The sequence below is a fragment of the Pelotomaculum schinkii genome (assembly GCF_004369205.1).
Taxonomy (GTDB): domain Bacteria; phylum Bacillota; class Desulfotomaculia; order Desulfotomaculales; family Pelotomaculaceae; genus Pelotomaculum_C; species Pelotomaculum_C schinkii.
In genome coordinates this window covers 1,033,434-1,051,551 of sequence record NZ_QFGA01000002.1, presented here as the reverse complement: position 1 = coordinate 1,051,551, position 18,118 = coordinate 1,033,434, and the positions used below count along the sequence as shown (strand labels likewise).

The 18,118-nt window shown below is 43.1% G+C and carries 22 protein-coding genes, 1 tRNA gene and 1 pseudogene; 15 read left to right on the top strand and 9 right to left on the bottom strand.

All coding sequences use genetic code 11. The features are described 5' to 3' along the window. Positions 1-1,507 precede the first annotated feature (1,507 nt). The 5 genes from Psch_RS15840 (at position 1,508) to Psch_RS15820 (ending at position 3,784) form a co-directional block, all read left to right on the top strand. On the top strand, positions 1,508-1,795 hold the full coding sequence (locus Psch_RS15840; protein WP_190258774.1) for a CopG family antitoxin: 288 nt from the start codon (positions 1,508-1,510) through the stop codon (positions 1,793-1,795). Between the two features lie 378 nt (positions 1,796-2,173). Beyond that, entirely contained in the window at positions 2,174-2,344 is a 171-nt protein-coding gene (locus tag Psch_RS15835) for a hypothetical protein (RefSeq protein WP_190258773.1), read from the top strand. A 127-nt stretch (positions 2,345-2,471) separates the two neighbouring features. Beyond that, entirely contained in the window at positions 2,472-2,762 is a 291-nt protein-coding gene (locus Psch_RS15830) for a hypothetical protein (protein WP_190258772.1), read from the top strand. 381 nt (positions 2,763-3,143) lie between these two features. Beyond that, a complete protein-coding gene (locus Psch_RS15825; protein WP_190258771.1) occupies positions 3,144-3,290 on the top strand; it encodes a hypothetical protein in 147 nt (48 codons plus the stop codon). Positions 3,291-3,304: 14 nt separating this feature from the next. After that, positions 3,305-3,784, top strand: coding sequence for a hypothetical protein (locus Psch_RS15820; RefSeq protein WP_190258770.1), 480 nt, complete (start codon positions 3,305-3,307; stop codon positions 3,782-3,784). Positions 3,785-3,926: 142 nt separating this feature from the next. On the opposite strand, the gene Psch_RS15815 is transcribed toward Psch_RS15820, so the two are convergent. Beyond that, positions 3,927-4,307: a helix-turn-helix domain-containing protein gene (locus Psch_RS15815; protein WP_190258769.1), complete on the bottom strand. Its 381-nt coding sequence runs from the start codon at positions 4,305-4,307 to the stop codon at positions 3,927-3,929. 133 nt (positions 4,308-4,440) lie between these two features. Continuing rightward, a pseudogene (locus Psch_RS21735) lies at positions 4,441-4,545 on the bottom strand (hypothetical protein); the annotation flags it as partial. A gap of 611 nt (positions 4,546-5,156) precedes the next feature. On the opposite strand from Psch_RS21735, the gene Psch_RS15805 reads away from it, so the two are divergent. Further along, entirely contained in the window at positions 5,157-5,363 is a 207-nt protein-coding gene (locus Psch_RS15805; RefSeq protein WP_190258768.1) for a helix-turn-helix domain-containing protein, read from the top strand. Here Psch_RS15805 and Psch_RS15800 read toward each other — a convergent pair. Beyond that, positions 5,350-6,069, bottom strand: coding sequence for a helix-turn-helix domain-containing protein (locus tag Psch_RS15800; RefSeq protein ID WP_190258767.1), 720 nt, complete (start codon positions 6,067-6,069; stop codon positions 5,350-5,352). The two genes, Psch_RS15805 and Psch_RS15800, sit on opposite strands and share 14 nt — an antisense overlap. Positions 6,070-6,264: 195 nt before the next feature. Between Psch_RS15800 and Psch_RS15795 the strand changes: the two genes are divergently transcribed. From Psch_RS15795 to Psch_RS15775, 5 genes are all read left to right on the top strand, one after another. After that, the gene (locus Psch_RS15795; protein ID WP_190258766.1) at positions 6,265-6,663 is read left to right on the top strand and encodes a hypothetical protein; all 399 of its coding nucleotides are present in this window, start codon (positions 6,265-6,267) and stop codon (positions 6,661-6,663) included. A gap of 136 nt (positions 6,664-6,799) precedes the next feature. Continuing rightward, a complete protein-coding gene (locus Psch_RS15790; protein ID WP_190258765.1) occupies positions 6,800-7,735 on the top strand; it encodes a copper amine oxidase N-terminal domain-containing protein in 936 nt (311 codons plus the stop codon). A gap of 62 nt (positions 7,736-7,797) precedes the next feature. Beyond that, positions 7,798-8,073, top strand: coding sequence for an exodeoxyribonuclease VII small subunit (locus Psch_RS15785; protein WP_190258764.1), 276 nt, complete (start codon positions 7,798-7,800; stop codon positions 8,071-8,073). A 36-nt stretch (positions 8,074-8,109) separates the two neighbouring features. After that, a complete protein-coding gene (locus Psch_RS15780) occupies positions 8,110-9,729 on the top strand; it encodes an Ig-like domain-containing protein (protein ID WP_190258763.1) in 1,620 nt (539 codons plus the stop codon). 85 nt (positions 9,730-9,814) lie between these two features. Beyond that, entirely contained in the window at positions 9,815-10,231 is a 417-nt protein-coding gene (locus Psch_RS15775) for a hypothetical protein (protein WP_190258762.1), read from the top strand. Between the two features lie 52 nt (positions 10,232-10,283). Here the strand turns inward: Psch_RS15775 and Psch_RS15770 are convergent, their stop codons facing one another. Both Psch_RS15770 and Psch_RS15765 read right to left on the bottom strand, forming a co-directional pair. Continuing rightward, a complete protein-coding gene (locus Psch_RS15770; RefSeq protein ID WP_190258761.1) occupies positions 10,284-10,625 on the bottom strand; it encodes a nucleotidyltransferase domain-containing protein in 342 nt (113 codons plus the stop codon). Next, complete coding sequence (locus tag Psch_RS15765) at positions 10,601-10,984, bottom strand: HEPN domain-containing protein (protein ID WP_190258760.1); 384 nt, start codon at positions 10,982-10,984, stop codon at positions 10,601-10,603. The genes Psch_RS15770 and Psch_RS15765 overlap by 25 nt, the downstream gene beginning before the upstream one ends. Positions 10,985-11,330: 346 nt before the next feature. Here Psch_RS15765 and Psch_RS15760 point away from each other — a divergent pair, with 346 nt between their 5' ends. Beyond that, a complete protein-coding gene (locus Psch_RS15760; RefSeq protein WP_190258759.1) occupies positions 11,331-13,013 on the top strand; it encodes a recombinase family protein in 1,683 nt (560 codons plus the stop codon). Here the strand turns inward: Psch_RS15760 and Psch_RS15755 are convergent. Next, positions 12,992-13,074 (bottom strand) — tRNA-Leu (locus Psch_RS15755). The two genes, Psch_RS15760 and Psch_RS15755, sit on opposite strands and share 22 nt — an antisense overlap. A gap of 238 nt (positions 13,075-13,312) precedes the next feature. Here Psch_RS15755 and Psch_RS15750 point away from each other — a divergent pair. Then, positions 13,313-14,053 (top strand): hypothetical protein, encoded by a 741-nt coding sequence (locus Psch_RS15750; RefSeq protein WP_190258758.1) that lies wholly within the window; start codon positions 13,313-13,315, stop codon positions 14,051-14,053. Between the two features lie 86 nt (positions 14,054-14,139). Here Psch_RS15750 and pssA read toward each other — a convergent pair whose 3' ends face one another. Next, positions 14,140-14,643 (bottom strand): CDP-diacylglycerol--serine O-phosphatidyltransferase, encoded by a 504-nt coding sequence (gene pssA / locus Psch_RS15745; protein WP_190258757.1) that lies wholly within the window; start codon positions 14,641-14,643, stop codon positions 14,140-14,142. Positions 14,644-14,656: 13 nt separating this feature from the next. Further along, entirely contained in the window at positions 14,657-15,331 is a 675-nt protein-coding gene (locus Psch_RS15740) for a phosphatidylserine decarboxylase family protein (RefSeq protein WP_345789086.1), read from the bottom strand. 188 nt (positions 15,332-15,519) lie between these two features. Here Psch_RS15740 and mnmL point away from each other — a divergent pair, with 188 nt between their 5' ends. Then, positions 15,520-16,461 carry a tRNA modification radical SAM protein MnmL/YtqA gene (gene mnmL, locus Psch_RS15735; protein WP_190258756.1) on the top strand — a complete coding sequence of 314 codons (942 nt, stop codon included), beginning with the start codon at positions 15,520-15,522 and terminating at the stop codon, positions 16,459-16,461. A 341-nt stretch (positions 16,462-16,802) separates the two neighbouring features. Beyond that, positions 16,803-17,495 carry a cell wall hydrolase gene (locus Psch_RS15730; RefSeq protein WP_243124150.1) on the top strand — a complete coding sequence of 231 codons (693 nt, stop codon included), beginning with the start codon at positions 16,803-16,805 and terminating at the stop codon, positions 17,493-17,495. Positions 17,496-17,525: 30 nt separating this feature from the next. Here Psch_RS15730 and Psch_RS15725 read toward each other — a convergent pair whose 3' ends face one another. After that, positions 17,526-18,092, bottom strand: coding sequence for a lytic transglycosylase domain-containing protein (locus Psch_RS15725; RefSeq protein WP_243120756.1), 567 nt, complete (start codon positions 18,090-18,092; stop codon positions 17,526-17,528). Positions 18,093-18,118: the final 26 nt, after the last annotated feature.

The following is an 18,118-nucleotide window of genomic DNA, read 5'->3' as shown; positions in this document are numbered from 1 at the left end:
CGCAAAACAGCGTTTGAAAAATGTTAACAAAATAACGGTTGTATGTTTGATGTTAGCGGATGTTATCATGATAACATCCGCCTACGGGATTAACCTTGAGCTAGCACTCCCTTGCATCCCCTGGCTTCCACCAGGGTCTGCTGCAGTCGAACTATCTCAAGCTTAACCCTCCGGCTAATATATAGGCCACTAGGTCCAATTAATCCGCGAACTCTCTTGGCCCGGTTGCATATGGCAGTGGTGTGTGGTGGCTGGCATCGTTGTTATTTAATGCCAAGGATAGCCCCGGTCTAGTGCTGAATTATCAATGAATATAGCATAATACTAGCGCTATACTAGTATTAATGCTATTCCTTCAAAAGTAAGAATTAAGGATTTTGGCAGGTCTGAGATACCGGCGCCTGGGGCAAATCGAAAATCTTTCGTTCAATAAGCCGCCATTCGGCTTACTGCGTTGCCTGGCGGTACTCTTAAAGAGTGCATAAAGGGGTGGGTTTGGTCTTTTTTTCTTTCCCATGTTTGGTTGGATTGCCCCACGCCGAGAGGCTTTTTGTGCCTACGCAGGCTTTTTGTGTTCTGGTCTTTTGAGCTGCGAAGGCAAATCCTGCTCCGCAGGTATTGTTCTGTAGCTTTTACTGGTCGTTCCGTGCAGCCCTCATCGTGTTGCCTGGCTGCCAAGTATGACGGCTTATACCATGGAAGGTTGCCTGTTACTTCCGGTCCGGAAGGGGTGCCTCAATTTTTAATTTGGAAGGACTAGACTGGCCTTGAAAACCACAACGCCAGTCTAGCCCTTCCAAATTAAAAATTGAGGTATCTTGCAGGTTTGAGATACAGCAGGCCCACAGGCTATGGCAAGGAAGGGACATGGGTTTGAAATGCCGGCATTGAGACCATTTTTTTCCGGTCCCGCAGGTGAAACTTATAATCTCAAATTTGGGCTCCCGCGCGATGAAAGGCAGGCGATGAAAGGCAGGATAAGAGGACTCCGTCCTAATAGAACACACACGCGGCAGTGCCGCGTGGTGCAAGACTTTTTAAGTTAAAATAAAACTCCGTCCTTAGAAACTACACTCCGTCCATTTATCCGTCCTTTTCCGTACTTATATAATTATATTAGGCTTTTTAAACGCCGTCCATTTATCCGTCCGGCTGGCACCGGTCAATGTAAATATATATGTATGAATATAATGTATTGACATTGTAAATACATGGTAATATATTAAAGATAATTGAAAATTAGTAAATTCGGTTGGGATAACAGAAATATTGAACATATAGCAAAGCACAACCTAACACCTGATGAAGCCGAAGAAGCATTTCTGGACGCTCTATTTCGCAAAGGCCGGGAAAGGCGTTTATTGGTATAATGGAGTAACTGACCCTGGACGATATATTTTAGTGGTTGCTGCCCTCAAACCAGGTGGTATTGTTCGGGTAATAACGGCGAGAGACATGACCCAATCAGAAAGACGCTATTACCTTCGTGAAAGGGGGGGTTGGTAATATGGCCAAAGAAATACCTGAGTTTAAAACTGAAGAAGAAGAAGCCCGCTTTTGGGATAATCATGACAGCGCGGAGTTTCTTGATGATTTTGAGCCTTTAGATATTGAAGTTGCACAAGAACTAGAGGAAGAAATATTAAAAAGACGAGAGCTTAAAAAGCCTGTCACTCTGCGTTTGGAGCCTAACCAAATAGATGCCGTTAAAAAAATCGCCGGTAAGAAAGGGCTACCATATCAAACTTTAATCCGCATGTGGATTACAGAGAAAATTGAAACTGAAATTATATAAAAACGGATACGTGATTTCACAAATAATAACCGGCTTTATGCCGGTTATTTTGTCTTTGCAATTTTGACGATGGCGGCAGAACCAGAAAACCTATATATAATTTTGGGCCATTTTGGATGTATTCTCTTTGGCCTACAAGGAAGCTTCGCTAGTGCGGAGCTTTTTTAACCGCCGTCCGGACTTTATTTTAGCCTAGCACATTACACCCTGGCGTAAGGGGTAAAGGCCGTGAGCATATTCTCCTGGGCATTCCTTTGAGGTAGGAATCAGTCCGGTATCCCTCCCAACCCGGCCAAAAAGCGGCCGCCCCTTGCACCAGGGAAACCGCGCAGTACTTTGACTAGGCTAAAGCCGGACGGCGGTTTTAAACGGCGGGTTTTGTTTAAAGGGGTTTTGCCCCTCTATATCTCCCCTCCGGGGAGACTTGATGAAAGGGAAAAACTGTTGGACGTTGTAAAAGAGGAGCTTCGAAGTTTTTACTACACGTTTTTCAATGCTCCAGAGAATTTAATTGTTGTATTTAAGGATGAGATTATTCAAGGTAAATAGATGAAGGTAAGTTTGCATCTATTGGATTTATTGGTACTTACTAAGGTGAGATTTAATACTAAATACTAAATACTTACCTTTGCTACCTGAAAGATGAATAATGTAAAAAACAAAGGAGTCGTGCTAGGTGTTACAAAACAGCGTGGTTATTGTTAATTGCAAAGATCAAGATGTTGAAATTGGTCAAAAAATTTACGATTTTATAGTTGGTTTTTTTAAATCACCAACTGAAAGGCAGAAAGAAATTCTTACCCTGGCTGAAAGTTTTTTGAAAGGTTCTAAATCTAAATCAAGCTGCAAGGGCATTGAGTTTATCGAGATGCTTTACAATACGGCTCAGTTAGATTCAGTAAGAGTGGAGTTTATATTGGAAGATAGATGCCGTGGCGCAAGCTGGATCATTAGTTTCGGTGAATAGAAGGTTATATACCTGGCAATAAGTAGAAAATTTTTTATCTCAGTTGTGCAAAAATTTTGGGAATACGGGCTAAGACGGAAATGAATCAAGTATCTGACTAATATAATTGTTATAGCCGAGCTAGGGCAAGGGAGGAAAAGGCGGCGCTGGAGGTATTAATAGCCCAAGCTGGTGGTCAACCAGTCTGGACAGGTCAGTAAATTAGAGGAACAGGTTGGTTGGTGTATTAAATCTTTATAACGTGCCCGTTAAAAAGCCAAATAATCCTTATTATTACTATGTTTTTTCTCCAATATTCGTGTTATGGTTCCAATGAGACTAATTATCATAGGTAAAACAAAAAAAATCTTGATATTTTTTTGAGGTGGTGATAAAATACTAATGGGTAAATTTGTTGCTAATCCGTATGCAACTAAAATGTGGCGGATAGGTAAGTTTGTTGCTGATCCGTATGCAACTAAAATGTGGCGGATAGGTAAATTTTATGTGAAGGGAGCAGGGGAAATCCTGTTCCCTTCTTCTGTGTAACTGGAGGAAATAGCGTGGTAGAAAATTATAAAATTTACTTGTTAACTTCGGAGTTCCACCAAATTTGTGACTGGAGGAGTTACAAGATAACTACTCATGGAAGTCGTCCTGTTATGATTCTCGTTATTGAGGAGCATAATTATCCGGATTGTTATTGTTGCATACCTATCTCTAAGGATGATGATAAAAATGTTAAATATAAGAATCTTTTTGATGACCCCAAAAAAACTGATTTAGTATATCCGATTAATATAAATAAATACGATAACTACCTTTTGATTCAAAACATGTTTTATGTGAGAAAAGAATTTATTGGCGATCCCTTTAAAGTAAATGGTAAAGAAATTGTAGTCTTAAATCCAAAGCGTAAAAGCGAGATACTTAAAAGGGTTCAGAAATTAGATATTTTAATGAATAAGGGAATAATTTCTTATGTACCAAGGGAAAAAGTTTACGATATACAGATTAGTTACTTAGCATCCAAGAAAAAATAACAAAGTGCGCCACATACCGGGACAGGTGGTGTGTAGCATTTTAATAGAATATATTTGCTAATATTTACAGTTCAGATATGCAGATAATGGTATCAATACACTAATCTGTATACCCCAAAAATCGGCTAAATGCCGATTTTTTTCACGCTTTTGATAGTTCCTTTTGTTCTTCTTCAACGGATTTTTTCCCCCTAGTCCTTCTTGGTGATGCGATTTTTGTTGAATAACGGCAGAGTTTTGGCTTGTTTTTTTCCGTGATAGTAAGGCGCAAATCCAAAGCATTCAGGACTTTGGTAATGGTATTAATGCTGCCGAGTTGGGCGCTTTCAATACGTGATATTTGGGTTTGGGTAAGGCTGGATTTTTTGGCCAGTTCAGCTTGAGTTAGCCCTTTTTTAATTCGCGTTTTGATAATATCACGAACCAATAAATAATTAGGCTCATCTTTAATTATCTCTTCAATAATATCCGGGCGTTTTTTCTCTAGCTCTGTTGTAAGCTCGTTCATATTGAAAAATTTCATTATAATCACCTTCTGGAAATATATTAAATAATTTAAAGCTTTTTTGTACTTACGAAGTCTTACTATCCTTTATTATCACCCCTTGGACTTTAAGAATTCTTTGAGGATTTTTTCAGATTTTCGTATTTCATTTTTAGTCATCGGTATCCTTACGGAAGCAGTTGGTTAGCAAAAATTTACCCTTGTGGACAGTAAAGAAGAGTGTTCTTTCGGCATTATTGGAAAACTTTGTCCTGAGTTCCCAAAGCTTTCTTTACTTGCCCATATCCTATGTATGTAGTCTACTGGCAAGTTAAATCCAAATTCGTCAAGCAATATAATATTATAATATTTCTAATAATTTTAGCAGCTACTTTGGGGATATGATAATGTTTTTAGTACTGCTTAGTTTTTTATGTAAATTGTTAATTATTGTCTTAGGCACTTGAAGAATCACCATCACTGAATAATATATTGTTCTTGATATAATATATCAAAAACAATATAATTGTCAATCTGGAATTGCATGGGCTAACTACTACTCGGATAACAGCCGTCCTGATCCGGCTCGCGCCGGTCTTTTAGTCAGAGCTTCGCCAATAATTTAAGGTCCTTAAAATGCACAAATTAGGCATTGAGAACCGATCGACAACACCAGCAGTAGGAAGGGATAGCAATAGCCAGAGCAAACGGCAAGCGTCTGGGCCGGCCTGGCTGTGTGGTGCCGGCTAACTTCCAGGAGATATGCCAGGAGTGGAAGGAGGGGAAAATGACTGCGGTGGAGACCATGCGCCGGGCGTGAATGAAAAAGGCGAGTTTTTATAAGGCGGTAAAAATGTTAGTAAATATTAAAAAGGAGAGTTTAGATAAGTGGAAGATATTAATAAAACGGTGTTAGAATTTTATACTATTGCAGATGTAGCAACTATTTTAAATGTCCCGAAACGGAGTGTCTATCGCTGGATAGCTGCCGGAATATTAAAAGGGTATAAATTTAATAAGACACACCGTGTTACAAAAGGTGATCTTCTAAATTTTATTGAACAGTCAAAAGTGAAGCCCCCTATTCAACGGTAGGGGGCTTTTTGCTTTTTCGTACGTTTATTATATCTGCTATAAATTCGGCGTCATTCTTATCTAATTTTATTATATCTGCAAGAAATCCACTAAGGTTAAAGTTTATATTTCTCTGTATCTCTTCCCATATATCTTGTAATGCCATACATTTACCAGCAGCTTCACCTTCAGTATATCTAGTGTCTTCACCCATTTTATATTGTAATTCATCTAACTGTCCATATAATTTTAATAAATTATTAGCAGTTTCCACAAAAATCTTGATATTTTCATTTTCTGTCTGGCCTAAACCTTTTTCATATGTAAGATATACACTTCTAGTCGAACTAATCAGCCTAATAATTACACCAATTTCATCTTCTTTTTCAAGTCGTTCATGGAAAGCCTTGTGAAATTCATTTAAATATATATTATGCATTTTTTCTAATACTTGTGGGTATTCCACTTGTGGAAATTTAATAGGTTCTTTAAGAGGGTGTTTTTTTTCAAACTCAGGTGGTATAAGCATGCCAGCAGCAGTAAAAAGCTCTTCAGCAACGAGAACATCAGCAAGATTAAATAAAACTTTATCAGAAGGCATATTTATACCTTTTTCGATCTTATTAAGATGAGAAGGGTCAATTCCAGCTTTTTCAGCTAAATCTTTTTGACTCATCATTCTACTTTTTCGTATCGAACGTAATAGAACACCGAAATCATTTTCCATTTTATTACTCCGGATAAATTTTTAGATTAATTATAAATTAAAATTGACAAATAATCAATTTTGACATATTATCATTTTATAGCATACTTTGACTTTTAATCATTTATTTTGCGATTTGATTGAGCACAGCTGGGGGTCGGCTGGGCGTAAAAACTACCCTAGTTTAATATTGCCGTTTTGAGAAGGGACGGAGCTATGAAAACTAATACTGTTACGGCTATTTTAATTGATTGCGGCCGGGTTGTAAAACAATATAATATGTCTCGGAAAAACGCAGTAAGAGTAGTGAAGAGAGGTGAAGGTCAGTGGAGGGATTGTAGGGAAAATATTGTAGTGCTTTATCTTAGAGATGAAAATGGTAATTATGTTGTGCCGGAAATTGTGTATAAAAATGCTTCTCCGCTGGTTTCTAGAACAGTTTTGTGCGTCGAACAATGCATTTTTGAGCAGGAGAGAAAAAGGCTTTCAGGTGAGAAAAAAATACCCAGGTTGCCTGGCATTGGTGTACCCAGACATGCTAGAGAGCAAGAAAGGGCCACTCAAATGAAAAAATACGAGTGTTTACGATTAATTCTAACCAATTTGGTTCGATAACTAATTGTAAATCTTCTATATTTTTATACTGGTTTGTGCTGGGGGTGATGGTAAAGGAAAAGAAACAAAAACATATCTTCAAGCGTTTAGTAGCAGGTTAAATTTAAACAAGTAGTTTAAGGAGGGAGTATATTCAATGAAAAGATTTTTCGCTTTAGTAATTATTGTTGCAGTGGGCATAATTTTTCTCCCCTGGCTTCACGCAGCAAGAGCAGATACCCAGAGTACAACCGTTAATGTTTACAGCCAGCAGAACGATCTTGTGAAGTCTGTGGTGTTTAGGATCGGCAACCCATACTATGTGGTCAATAACCAAACTCCTGGAGTCCAAATGGATGTAGCTCCGTTCATCCAGAACGACCGGACATTTGTCCCGGTAAGGTATCTGGGCAACGCACTGGGCGTGACCGATGAAAATATCACCTGGGATGCTCCAAGCCAGATGGCCACATTGGAAGGGGCCAAGGCTATGCTACAAATGACGATTGGCAAGGCCCAAGTCACCAGCGACGGTGTAGCGAAGGCCATCGACGTGGCACCCATGCTGGTTGACCCCGGCCGCACGATGCTGCCGGCTAGATACGTGGCCGAGGGGTTGGGGTATGAAGTTGCATGGGATGCAGCCAGCCAGACGGTGGTATGCTGGCCGGCCGGAGAAGCACAGCCGGACGTGAGCGTTGCGGTTGATTACCTGAATGAGCAGGGACAGCCTGTGGTACAGGGTGAAACGTACACCACAAGGGCCGGATACCAGATCCCGAAAGAAACGAAGTTGGTTATTCCAGAATATATTAATGACTTTGGGCCAGGTGACCCTAACCGTTGTGAAATTGGTTTCGGCATCGACCTGACCAAAGGGGACCTTGAAGGTCAGTGGAAGGATGCCGCAGCTATTCTCAGCCAGAAGCTTGACAGCCAGGCTGTTGATGATGTGATGGCCTACGTGATGCAGAAGACGGAAAGGAATCAGGAATTAACCAATAAGTTTTGGGAAACTACCGATAAGAAAGTTTGCGTGGGTTCCTCTTGGGGCAGCTACGGAATACAGATCACGGTATGGTATAAATCATGATGCAGGAAAAACGAGGTTCTCGTGGAAATACTTATTAGGGTGATTGTTGGGAGTTGGTAGACATGGATAATGAACAATTCCAAAGGCTTGTGCTTGAACAACTGAAAGCGCTTACGGATGGCCAGAAGGGACTCGAGCAAAGTGTAAAGTCGCTCGAACAAGGCCAGAAGGGACTCGATCAAAGCGTAAAGTCGCTCGAACAAGGTCAGAAGGCACTTGAACAAGGTCAGGCAGAAATTAAAAATGAGCTTAAGTATATTTGGGCTGACATTAAGAAGATCGACAGCCGGCTTTCCACCCAGGAAGAAGAAGTCGTCATACTAAAACGTCTAAAATAGGGACGTAATTAAAATAATATTGGGAGAGTGATTTTGGTGTTCAAGAGATTGTTCGCACTTGCGGCAGTCTTTCTTTTTTTGACTGCCGTGCTGCCGGCCGTCGCCGGACAGCTCATCGACGCCCAGACAGCTATAAATGATGCGCTTCAGAATTCAGGAGCTTACTACGAGCAAAACAACCAAAAAGGCGATTCCATTAACTATGTCTCTATCCCGATCCTGTCCAAATATCTCAAAGGAGATAACTATTTCGGCTGCCTAGTCTATGGGGGTCCCCACGGTGATACTAAAGACAGCCAGAGCCGGTACCTGGGATATACCCTGAGTGGCGAGGACTACACCAACGTGGCTTTTCCTCCGGACGTATCGCACAGCGGTTATTTCGAGGACCAGCAATGGGTGTATCAGCCTTGGTGGAATAGTGATGTCACCACTAATTACACCGTTGATTTCAACAACGGCCTCGACGGTACCGACCTTTACGCCCAAAACATCCGCCAGGGCATCCTGGTGTACTATACAGACCCCAGCAACGCAAACAACTACCAGGTAAAAGGCGTCACTTCTGAAACCCAGGACTTCTGGGACAACATCCAACAATACATTCACGTGTTGGCGCCTCCAACCGATCTGGCCTGGGGCATCGGTAGGATGTGGCGATATGGTGAAAACGGGCAGATAAACTACGTCACCGTACCGATAATGCCTAATATGCTTTTAGACAACCTCGATCTTCTTGTGGTAACACCGGTATCGGCCATTATTAATGTAGGTGATACGCAGCAATACGTCGCAACCTACTCACAGAGTCAGGGTGCTGGTAACGGCCAAGACGTGACTAACTTCAGCAACTGGGTAACTGCGAACAGCTCTATTGCCATAATCGGCGCTAACAATGGCCTGGCAACCGGCAAATCTGCCGGTGCTACCCAGGTTACGGCAACCTACGCTGTGAACGGCAAGACACTGCAGGGCCATGCCCAGCTGATAGTCCAGGAGCAGCAGCTCCCGCCGCCCAGCAACAATACTCCCGGCAGCCTGACTTTCCAGGCTGTCAGCCAGGACGGCAGCACGTCCCGTGCCCCCGGGACAGCCAAGTGGACAGATATAGTTACGGCAAATCTGGTGCCTCCAGTGATGCAAAGTATCGCGTATAGCGAAAACATGGTGGAACCAGACTACAGCACTACCGTAGCACCACCGCTTCCTCCATCCGGTGGCTGCGCACCAGCGTATACCAGGATTACGGGTTGGCGCATAGTAGGCGCGGATCTATCGTATCCGAAGCAGAACCCGGAATTTACGTTCGGTCAACCTTTGCCACCAATAGGTGATGAAACTATATCGATGGATGTATCAGGCAGACAGAAAGCAACGGCGAGTTTTAAAGAACTATGGGCTATGGACGGTGCTTATATCTTGGATTGGTTTACAGACCAACTAATAAATCAGGAGCCCAAAAATTATAATATTACGGCTTCTAACATTACCGTGCAAGTCGAGTATAACACTGTCACATTTCATGAGGTCTGTTCAGATGATGGCGACTGTGTGTGTGTTTCCCAAACGAAAAGTGGCTCTTATATGCAGCAATTAAGTCCAATAACTGCCCAATTGTTGGTTAACGGGACAGGTGTCAACAGCCTGGCACAGTGAAACAAGCCCCCTGTAGTGCATGAACTACCAGGAGGCATGCTTATTATTTTTCAGTATATAAAGGGGGTGTTTGAGGAGCTTTTTTTTGCCGTTCCGTGGGATGATTGCCAAAGGAATTAATATTATACGATTGGAGATGAAAAATTTGAAAAAGTTTTTATTAGCAACTATAATGACGTTTATTTTAGTTTTGCCAGCAATGGCAGAAGAATCAATGTCACCCAATGAGCAGCAGGAAATTAGTATGGTTTCCATTCGTGCCTATGCTGAGAGTTATGGAGACGTGGTGTACTTCGAGATGACTGGTGGATATATACCACAAGTTTTTGTGTTTACTGATCCCCCTACGGGTGGTAAGGATTATTTTGATGTATATCAGTTTGTTGATGGTTCAGCAAAAGCATATAAAAACGGAGTTCCGTTTATAATGCCGGCAGCAGCATATATCGATACTGACGACCGAATGTATATTCCTGAGAGCGTGGCTGAAGAAATGCGTTAAAATATTCAAATACCCGGCGGGGAAACCTGCCGGGTGAATACTCTTTATTTTGCTATACTCTATATTCAATTGTTCCGGGTTCAGTCAGCACTTCGTAAATTAAGCTGGCTTTTTGTTTTTGCGCCTGGTCGATTTCATTCGGCGCGTAACCCCGCACTTCAATAGGTTCCATTATTTCAGCCAGTGCGTCACCAAGGATTTCCCACCTTTTCCACTGTGGCATACCGGTAAAAGCTTGGGAAACAACGATTACGTCAATGTCGCTATAAGGCCCGGCTGCGCCCTTTGCCTGGGAACCGAATAAATATGCCCTTTGGAGAGGAATCCCTTTTTTTTTGAGAACAATCAGATAGGCTTTAACAATTTCAGCTACCCTATTTGTTGTTTCAGGCATTTAAACACATCCTTTGCTCTCTTCAGGTAATCCCTTGTAACTGAAGGCGGGTAATCACTCAATGCCTTTTTGAGTTCCTCGGGATACCTTGTAACAATTCCAGCTAGGCTTAAGCGGGTAACAAACCTTGTCTGTTCATTGTTAAGACTAGGTTGCCCAAGTTTTATCAGTTGAATAAGGTTATGAGTCTTGGGTGGGACTTTGCCTGTTCTTTCAACCACAAGCGCTTTTAGTGTTTTTTCAACTGCCAGATGGCACATGAAGATAGTGTAGATATACCTTCCGGCTTGGTAAAGGCTATCTGCTGTATCTAGGTCATATTCGGCCTGGGTAAGCCACTCGGCAGTTTCTATAAGCATACAGTATTTTCCACCTTTCGTATTAATTTTAACATTGTGTTAGATTAAAATCAATCATCTTTGTTTTGGGTAATATACCCAGGGCTTTTCCTTTCTTAAAACTTAACTTTACAGCGGGGGGGGGCATATGTGTCTGTCAGCAACTCAAAACGTGCTAAACATAATAAACAGCCTATAATTGTCATAAAAAACGTGCTGGAGCCGGAGCCAACTCCACCGGGGCTCAAGGTAAGCCGTGAGAACATTCTTCTTTCACTATTTGCTCAATATCATGTATATGTAGGCAGGAAGAAGCTCAATTAGAAGGGAAGCTTTTAGATAGCTTATGCAAAGGAGGTGACTAAAAATGTGCAGAGTAAAAACAACGAAAAAAAAGTACGCAGTAGCTTACGCCAGAGTTTCTGATCCGAGGCAAATGGAGAAAGGAGTTTCGATCCCAACACAGCTTGAAGCTATTCGAAAATGGGCGGCCCAAAATGATGTTGAAATCATTGCTGAAGAATTCGACGACGGTAAATCAGCATTCAGAGACGATGTAGTACGGCCTAGATTCGAATATCTGCTTGAGCTTGCAAAACGCGATTCCCATGTATCATTGTTTTTAGTACATGATGCAACTCGTTTTTGTCGCAGAAAACGGAAAGCGAATATCTTAAAAGCTGGTCTTGAGGAACATGGTATCCAGGTTATTTCAGTAACAAGCCCGTATGACCCGAATACGATTCAAGGGAAATGGATGGAGTCAATAGATGAAACCAGATCAGAAACTGAAAGTCTTGCAACTTCATTACATGTTTTGGAAAAAATGAAAGGAAATATTGCAATGCGCGATCCGGAAACAGGGTGGTGTTTTAAAAACGGCGGTCGTGCACCAGCAGGTTTTCGAAATATCCGAGTAGAGCGCGGAGTTGATCATCGAGGATTCCCAATTTATAAACAACTATGGGAGGTTGACGATGAATGGGGGCCGCTGTTAAAAACTATTGTGTTGGAGTGTAAAATAAAAAAGCGAATGTCACATAAAGCAATAGTTGAATATTTGAACTCCCAGGGAGTGAAAAGTCCTGAGGGAAGGCCAATTTGCGTAAGTTTTATTAGTGAGTTGTTTAGAGAGGACAGGCTGCTTCAGACTGCCGGCTATGCCTTCTGGAATCGTGAAGATAGACAGGCCAAGGGTACACGTTTTAAAGATAAAGACGAATGGGTAAAAGTTGCAAATGCACACCCTGCTATTATTACTGAGGAAGAAGCATTATTAGCTCGGAAATTGTGTGGAAGAAAACAAAGAAGTAAAACTCCGCCCCGCTTACATGACAGCCCCTGGCTATTCACCGGTAAAAATTATGATGGGGAGGACTTCTTTGTTTGCCTAGCTTGTGGAGGAAGAATGGCGAGCTATATACAAGGGGGGCGACACGCTAACAAGTACCGCTGTGGTACAATAACCTATCAAGGAAGAGAGGCTTGCCAGGATGTAAGGGTGGATAAGATTTGGCTTGAAACTGAAGTAATTAAGCAAATTAGGTTAAGGTTTTCTCCTGAAGCATTAGAATCACTGGTAGAAAAGATATCGGCTGCAATTGACGCTGAAACCAAAGAGTACCGGCAGGCCGCTAAAAAAATTGAAAAGGTTATTATTGAGAAACAAGCTGAAATTAAAAATCTTATTGCAGCTGTTGCATCAGGAGAAAACATCGAGCTCTATAATGATGCCATTAAACAGAGAAAAGTAGAAATCAGCGAGATGGAAAAACAAAAAGAAAAGCAGGCTCTGTCCAAGCCAGCTTTAGAAAAAATAGACACTATTCGATTAAGGGATTACGTCCAAAGTTTAGATCAGGTCTTAGCACATGGAACTAACCGAGAGCGTAGGGAGTTTATACGTACATTTATTCGCCGAATGGAATTTGATCCAGAAGCTTCTCGTATCACCATCCACTGGTACGCAGACCCAATTCAGGTTCATGAGACAGAAATTTTAACATCCAACAATGTGCGGTTTTTAACTGGTGTCGGAGGCGGGACTTGAACCCGCACGGTCACCCACACGCCCCTCAAACGTGCGCGTCTGCCTATTCCGCCACTCCGACATGTTTACTGGAAGCCTTAATGAGAGGGAACTACCTGTACTCGCAAAGGTTATTATACCAGACAGATATTCTTTAAGCAAGTGAAAGTCTTGCCTTTTTGATAAACTCCCTCTTTTAATAACCAATCTAGGTGTTGTAATTTGATAGAATTTAAGTTATTCTAATTTTATCAAATGATTAAATAAAACAACCTATTACTGGCGGCGGAGGCGCTGTTTTTTTATGGGGGGAGAAAAAATTGTATCCACAGACCCATATCTGCTTTGCTGAATGGATTACCAGAACAAAGGGGGACCCCGTTACGCTGGGCAGTATTCTGCCTGATATACTTAGCGGGGGTCTTTTTGATCACTATGAGTCGCACAGCAAGGGGGAGGAAATATATAGTTTTCTTAAGAAGCACAACACTCTTCTAGACTTTGGAAAGGCGCTTTTAACCCACGGGTTTGTGCCCAAAGGGCTCGACTACTACGGGGATGAGAAATACCTGGATTTTGAAAAGGGTTACTGTTTTGAAAAGGCCAAGCCGTTTATTTTAGAGACTGTGGAGGCCTGCAATATTCCGCTGTCCATGGGCTGGTGGAAGGCGCATAATATTGTCGAAATGGGTATTGAGCTGCTGGTCAGTTCGCGTGATTTTTACAGCGAACGATTTAAGAGCGCCTTTGCCAACCGTGTTTTAATATCCGAAGTTAACGAGATGTTACACGACCTTTGGAAACGTAATGACATAAAATTACCTTACAGGGTTGAAAAGTTTGCCGGGCTAATTGAACAAGATAAGGCCGACGCAGAGTCCCTGGCCGAAAAATACAGGCTTCAAATGTTCTTTAAACACAAAGTGGAAATAGACACCAAAAAGGTGGCGCTCCTCATTGAAAAAGCTGCGGCAAGCGTAGATAATGAGCTGGACGAGTTCTTCAGTACGACCGGGAATCTGGTCAAGAATAATATTACAAGCTTTATCCAGAGGGCCTAATAAAGAAAAACCTAAAGAAAGATAAAAGCGCCTGGACCACATCCAGGCGCTTTTGCGATAATTGTTAATATATGTACCTAAATGATTTAGATTTTGGGAATGCGAATGCTGCTTACCATCAGGAGCGCCAAAATGATGCTGAGAATTAACACCGCAGGAGTGCTGGGTACCAAGAGCACCAGTATAGACAGTATAGCGCCGGCAGCAGTGATAGGGACACCCAGAAAAAAGGTTGTCGACTGTGTTACGTTAAATCTGGCCAGTCGCAGGGCGCCGCACAGTGTGAAGAGCAAAAAGCAAAGCAACCCCGGGGTGCTAAGGTGGTGCGCCAGCGCACTGCTGTAGAGCAGAGCGGCGGGGGCCACACCGAAGGAAACCAGATCGGCTAGAGAATCAAACTCCTTGCCAAAATTCGATACAGCGTTGCAGCGGCGGGCTAAAATCCCGTCAACCCGGTCCAAAACGGCGGCCAGTACAATAAGGACAACGCTTAACTGGAAGTTGTAGTTTATTACAGAGGTGATGGCAGATACGCCGAGCAGTAAATTAGCGGCTGTACATAAGTTTGGCATTATCTCCATCCTGCTCATATGTTCACCCCCATCATTTATTATCGTCTAAGCCGGGCGGGAGCATTCCCAGGGCACTTTCTCCAGCCTTGACCTTATCACCTTTTTTGACATATAAATCAGAGCCGGTAGGAATGAATATTTCAGTACCCGAGCCAAATTTTATGATACCAATTAATTCTCCAACTGCCAACCTTTTCCCTTCGTCCGCCCAGCACTTAATACGGCGGGCGATGAACCCGGTAATCTGGCAGACCAGCACTTTAAAATCGCCGCTTTCTATGCCTATAAAATTCTTCTCATTTATATCTGAGGCGTGGCTTTTAAAGGCCGGGATAAACTTGCCCGGTCGATAGTACCTGTACCTTACCTCACCTTGCAAGGGGGAGCGGTTGAGGTGAACATTTAGAATAGATAGAAAGATGCTGATGCGTATAGCAGGACCCTGGATAAACCTGTCTTCAATCACCTCGTCAATCTCCATAATCACGCCGTCCGCCGGAGAAAGAATACAGTTCTTGTCGTCAGGGACATTCCTTTTAGGATTACGGAAAAAGAATAAAACAAAGACGATCAGAACTACCGGTACAACTGCCAGGGTTGGAAATATAAGGTAAAACACTGCTGCCAGCACGCTGAGGGCAACAATATAATGCCAGCACAGCTTTAGGGTTAAAGCGAAACGGGACAGCATATTTTCATTAACCACTCAGCCACTTTTCCCCTTTACCTAAATAAAAGATTTTGCCGCTCAAAAATAATCTTAGTCTATAATAACCTGTGAGGCAAAGCATTGCAAGATTAAAGCTGTCTTCCACAGACTGGAAAGGCTGGATTTTCCAAACTATTATCCACGTGGTAATATAAATTTATATTTCAATTAAGGTGGGGGAGCCAATGGGGAAAAACCGCTACAACCTGTATTCAGAACACCTGGTCAAGAAATTTGGAGAAAAGGTATACAAACTCCCGGTCAACCTGCCTGGGACCTGCCCCAATCGTGACGGAAAAGTCGGTTGGGGCGGGTGCATCTTTTGCGATGAAGATGGTTCAGGGTTCGAGTGTTTGTCCAATGATCTGGCAGTAGGACAGCAGGTGGCCATGAATAAAGCGTTCTTTCGCAAACGATACAATGCCGGAAAATTTATTGTTTACTTTCAGGCATTCACCAATACATACCTGCCGTTTGACCGCTTCAAGGCAAATATTCTGGACGCTTTGGACCAGGACGTGGTGGGCATATCCGTCTCAACCAGGCCTGACTGTGTAAACGACAGTTACCTGGATTTTTTGTATGCGGTAAAGGAAGACCATGGTGTGGATATCAATATTGAGCTTGGCCTGCAGACGGTTAACTATCGCACCCTGGCCAGGGTCAACCGGGGACATACCCTGGCGGAGTTTATCGATGCCGTACTGAGGATCAAAAAACACGGGTTTGCTGCCTGTGCGCACCTGATCCTGAATCTGCCCTGGGACGAACTGGCCGACACTGTGGAAAACGCTAAAATCCTTTCCGCCCTCGGTGTGGAATATGTAAAACTACATTCCCTGTATGTGGTGCGGGGAACAGCGCTTGGTGACATGTTCGAGCGCGGAGAGTTTGAGGTTATATCATTGCAGGATTATGTGGAAAGGGTGGGGGAATTTTTGGCCTACCTGGAGCCGTCCGTTGTAATCCAGCGACTGGTTGGCCGCGGCCCCAAGGACAGCCTTCTATTCAGCAACTGGGGCGTCAGTTGGTGGCTGGTAAAACAGCGTATTGAGGAGTATTTGGAGCAGAAGGATATTTACCAGGGGAAGAAATTCGATTACCTTAATGGAAAAGCGCTGAGATGAACTAACTTTGCTTTTTAATCTCACATTATATTGGTCTTAACCAGTTATGATGAAGTGTTATTTAATCACACTTGCTCTGTCCAGCAGTTTAAGGGATTTATACTGTATTCCTTTGAGGTCTTGTGCGAATGAATTCGCACCTACATATTTTTTGTATTTGATTGAATTAGAAAGAACAAATGAATTCTATCTTAAGTTCTTTAGTTGATGTTTTCAAAGTTGCTTGAAAAACAGTCTATCAGCTGTAATTTTAATTTGTCTCAAATATTACCTTTGACTATCATAAATCCTTAGGTTATACTCATAAAGTCCCCGGGAAAATGAAAATGGGGTGATATGATATGAAGATATCCAAGCTAATGAACCATATCAGGTTGGATTTAATGAGATTGTTGAAGGTTTGCAAGCGTATTAAACTTGAACAGCTTAAGATAGTAATAGGCAAGCTTTGCAGACAATATGACCAAACTAAGATGGGTATATGCCTGGCAGCATGTGTAATGTTGCTTCCGGCCGCTCTGTTGCTGCATCAGGGAGCAGCCCTTCAGAAAATCATGAAACCGGTTAAAGAGGAGCAGCAGATTATTTCTGCGCCGCCGGAAGAGCTGTCCGGGGACGTGCAGCAACCGGCGCAAGCCGGCCGGAGCGGGGTTCCCGAAACCTCCAGAGGCGGCCAGGTGGACCGCGCCAGTGTCAACCTGTTGGCCCAGGTTATCGAGGGTGAGGCTGCCGACGAACCGTATCAGGGCAAGGTAGCGGTAGGCGCTGTTATCTTGAACCGGACCGAAAGCGGTGAGTTTCCACACACTATCCCGGGGGTTATCTATGAACGAGACGCTTTCGAGTCGGTCAGCAACGGCCAGTTCCAGAGGCCCTTGAGCCGGGACTCGATGAATGCTGCAATTGAAGCCTTAAACGGCAGTGATCCCACCGGCGGGGCCCTTTACTTCTGGAACCCGGCCAAGTCCAGCAGCCAGTGGGTATGGTCCCGGCCAATCGTGACCCAAATCGGCAGGCACGTGTTTGCCCGCTGAGCGTGCGGTAGGGAGGCTAAATAAGCCTCCCTACTTGTATAAGTAGCTGTAGAGCCGGTAATAAAGTAAAACCTTTTTCACATAGTGTCTGGTTTCAGGAAAAGGGATCTGGGAAATGGAGGCTTCGGGGTTAATCAGGGTCTTTCCTGCAAGCCAGTCTTTGACATTCCCGCGCCCTCCGTTATAAGCCGCGAGAATCAGAACGGTACTGCCGTCGAACTCTTTGCCCAGGTCGGAAAGATACCAGGTCCCGAGCTTGATGTTGGTTTCCGGGTCGAAAAGAAATTCGCTGTCAAATGCAGATTCACCCGTCTGGCTGGCTGCCCAGAGGCCGGTCTCGGGCATAATTTGCATCAGTCCCCTGGCTCCCCGCACCGAAACCGCTTTGCTGTTGAAGTTGCTTTCAGCTTTAATCACAGCCGCAATCAGCGCAGGGTCCACATTGTAGACCTTGCCGTAAAAGGTTATGGTGTCATGATAAGGGAGCGGGTTAAAAAAACGGACGATGCTGTCAAAGTTGAGTATTGCCAGCAGTAAGAGAAAAATAAGGAGTATTCTGCGTTGCATCTTCTTCTTGTTGATCCTTTTGCGAGACACTGCCGACAAACATATCACTCCGCTTA

Coding starts and splice junctions, on each gene's coding strand:
- pssA (WP_190258757.1), bottom strand. CDS start 14,643: ATGAGCAGGATGGAGATAATGCCAAACTTATGTACAGCCGCTAATTTA.
- Psch_RS15800 (WP_190258767.1), bottom strand. CDS start 6,069: ATGGAAAATGATTTCGGTGTTCTATTACGTTCGATACGAAAAAGTAGA.
- Psch_RS15765 (WP_190258760.1), bottom strand. CDS start 10,984: ATGCTTATAGAAACTGCCGAGTGGCTTACCCAGGCCGAATATGACCTA.
- Psch_RS15840 (WP_190258774.1), top strand. CDS start 1,508: ATGGCCAAAGAAATACCTGAGTTTAAAACTGAAGAAGAAGAAGCCCGC.
- Psch_RS15815 (WP_190258769.1), bottom strand. CDS start 4,307: ATGAAATTTTTCAATATGAACGAGCTTACAACAGAGCTAGAGAAAAAA.
- Psch_RS15825 (WP_190258771.1), top strand. CDS start 3,144: ATGGGTAAATTTGTTGCTAATCCGTATGCAACTAAAATGTGGCGGATA.
- Psch_RS15790 (WP_190258765.1), top strand. CDS start 6,800: ATGAAAAGATTTTTCGCTTTAGTAATTATTGTTGCAGTGGGCATAATT.
- Psch_RS15730 (WP_243124150.1), top strand. CDS start 16,803: ATGAAGATATCCAAGCTAATGAACCATATCAGGTTGGATTTAATGAGA.
- Psch_RS15760 (WP_190258759.1), top strand. CDS start 11,331: ATGTGCAGAGTAAAAACAACGAAAAAAAAGTACGCAGTAGCTTACGCC.
- mnmL (WP_190258756.1), top strand. CDS start 15,520: ATGGGGAAAAACCGCTACAACCTGTATTCAGAACACCTGGTCAAGAAA.
- Psch_RS15770 (WP_190258761.1), bottom strand. CDS start 10,625: ATGCCTGAAACAACAAATAGGGTAGCTGAAATTGTTAAAGCCTATCTG.
- Psch_RS15795 (WP_190258766.1), top strand. CDS start 6,265: ATGAAAACTAATACTGTTACGGCTATTTTAATTGATTGCGGCCGGGTT.
- Psch_RS15785 (WP_190258764.1), top strand. CDS start 7,798: ATGGATAATGAACAATTCCAAAGGCTTGTGCTTGAACAACTGAAAGCG.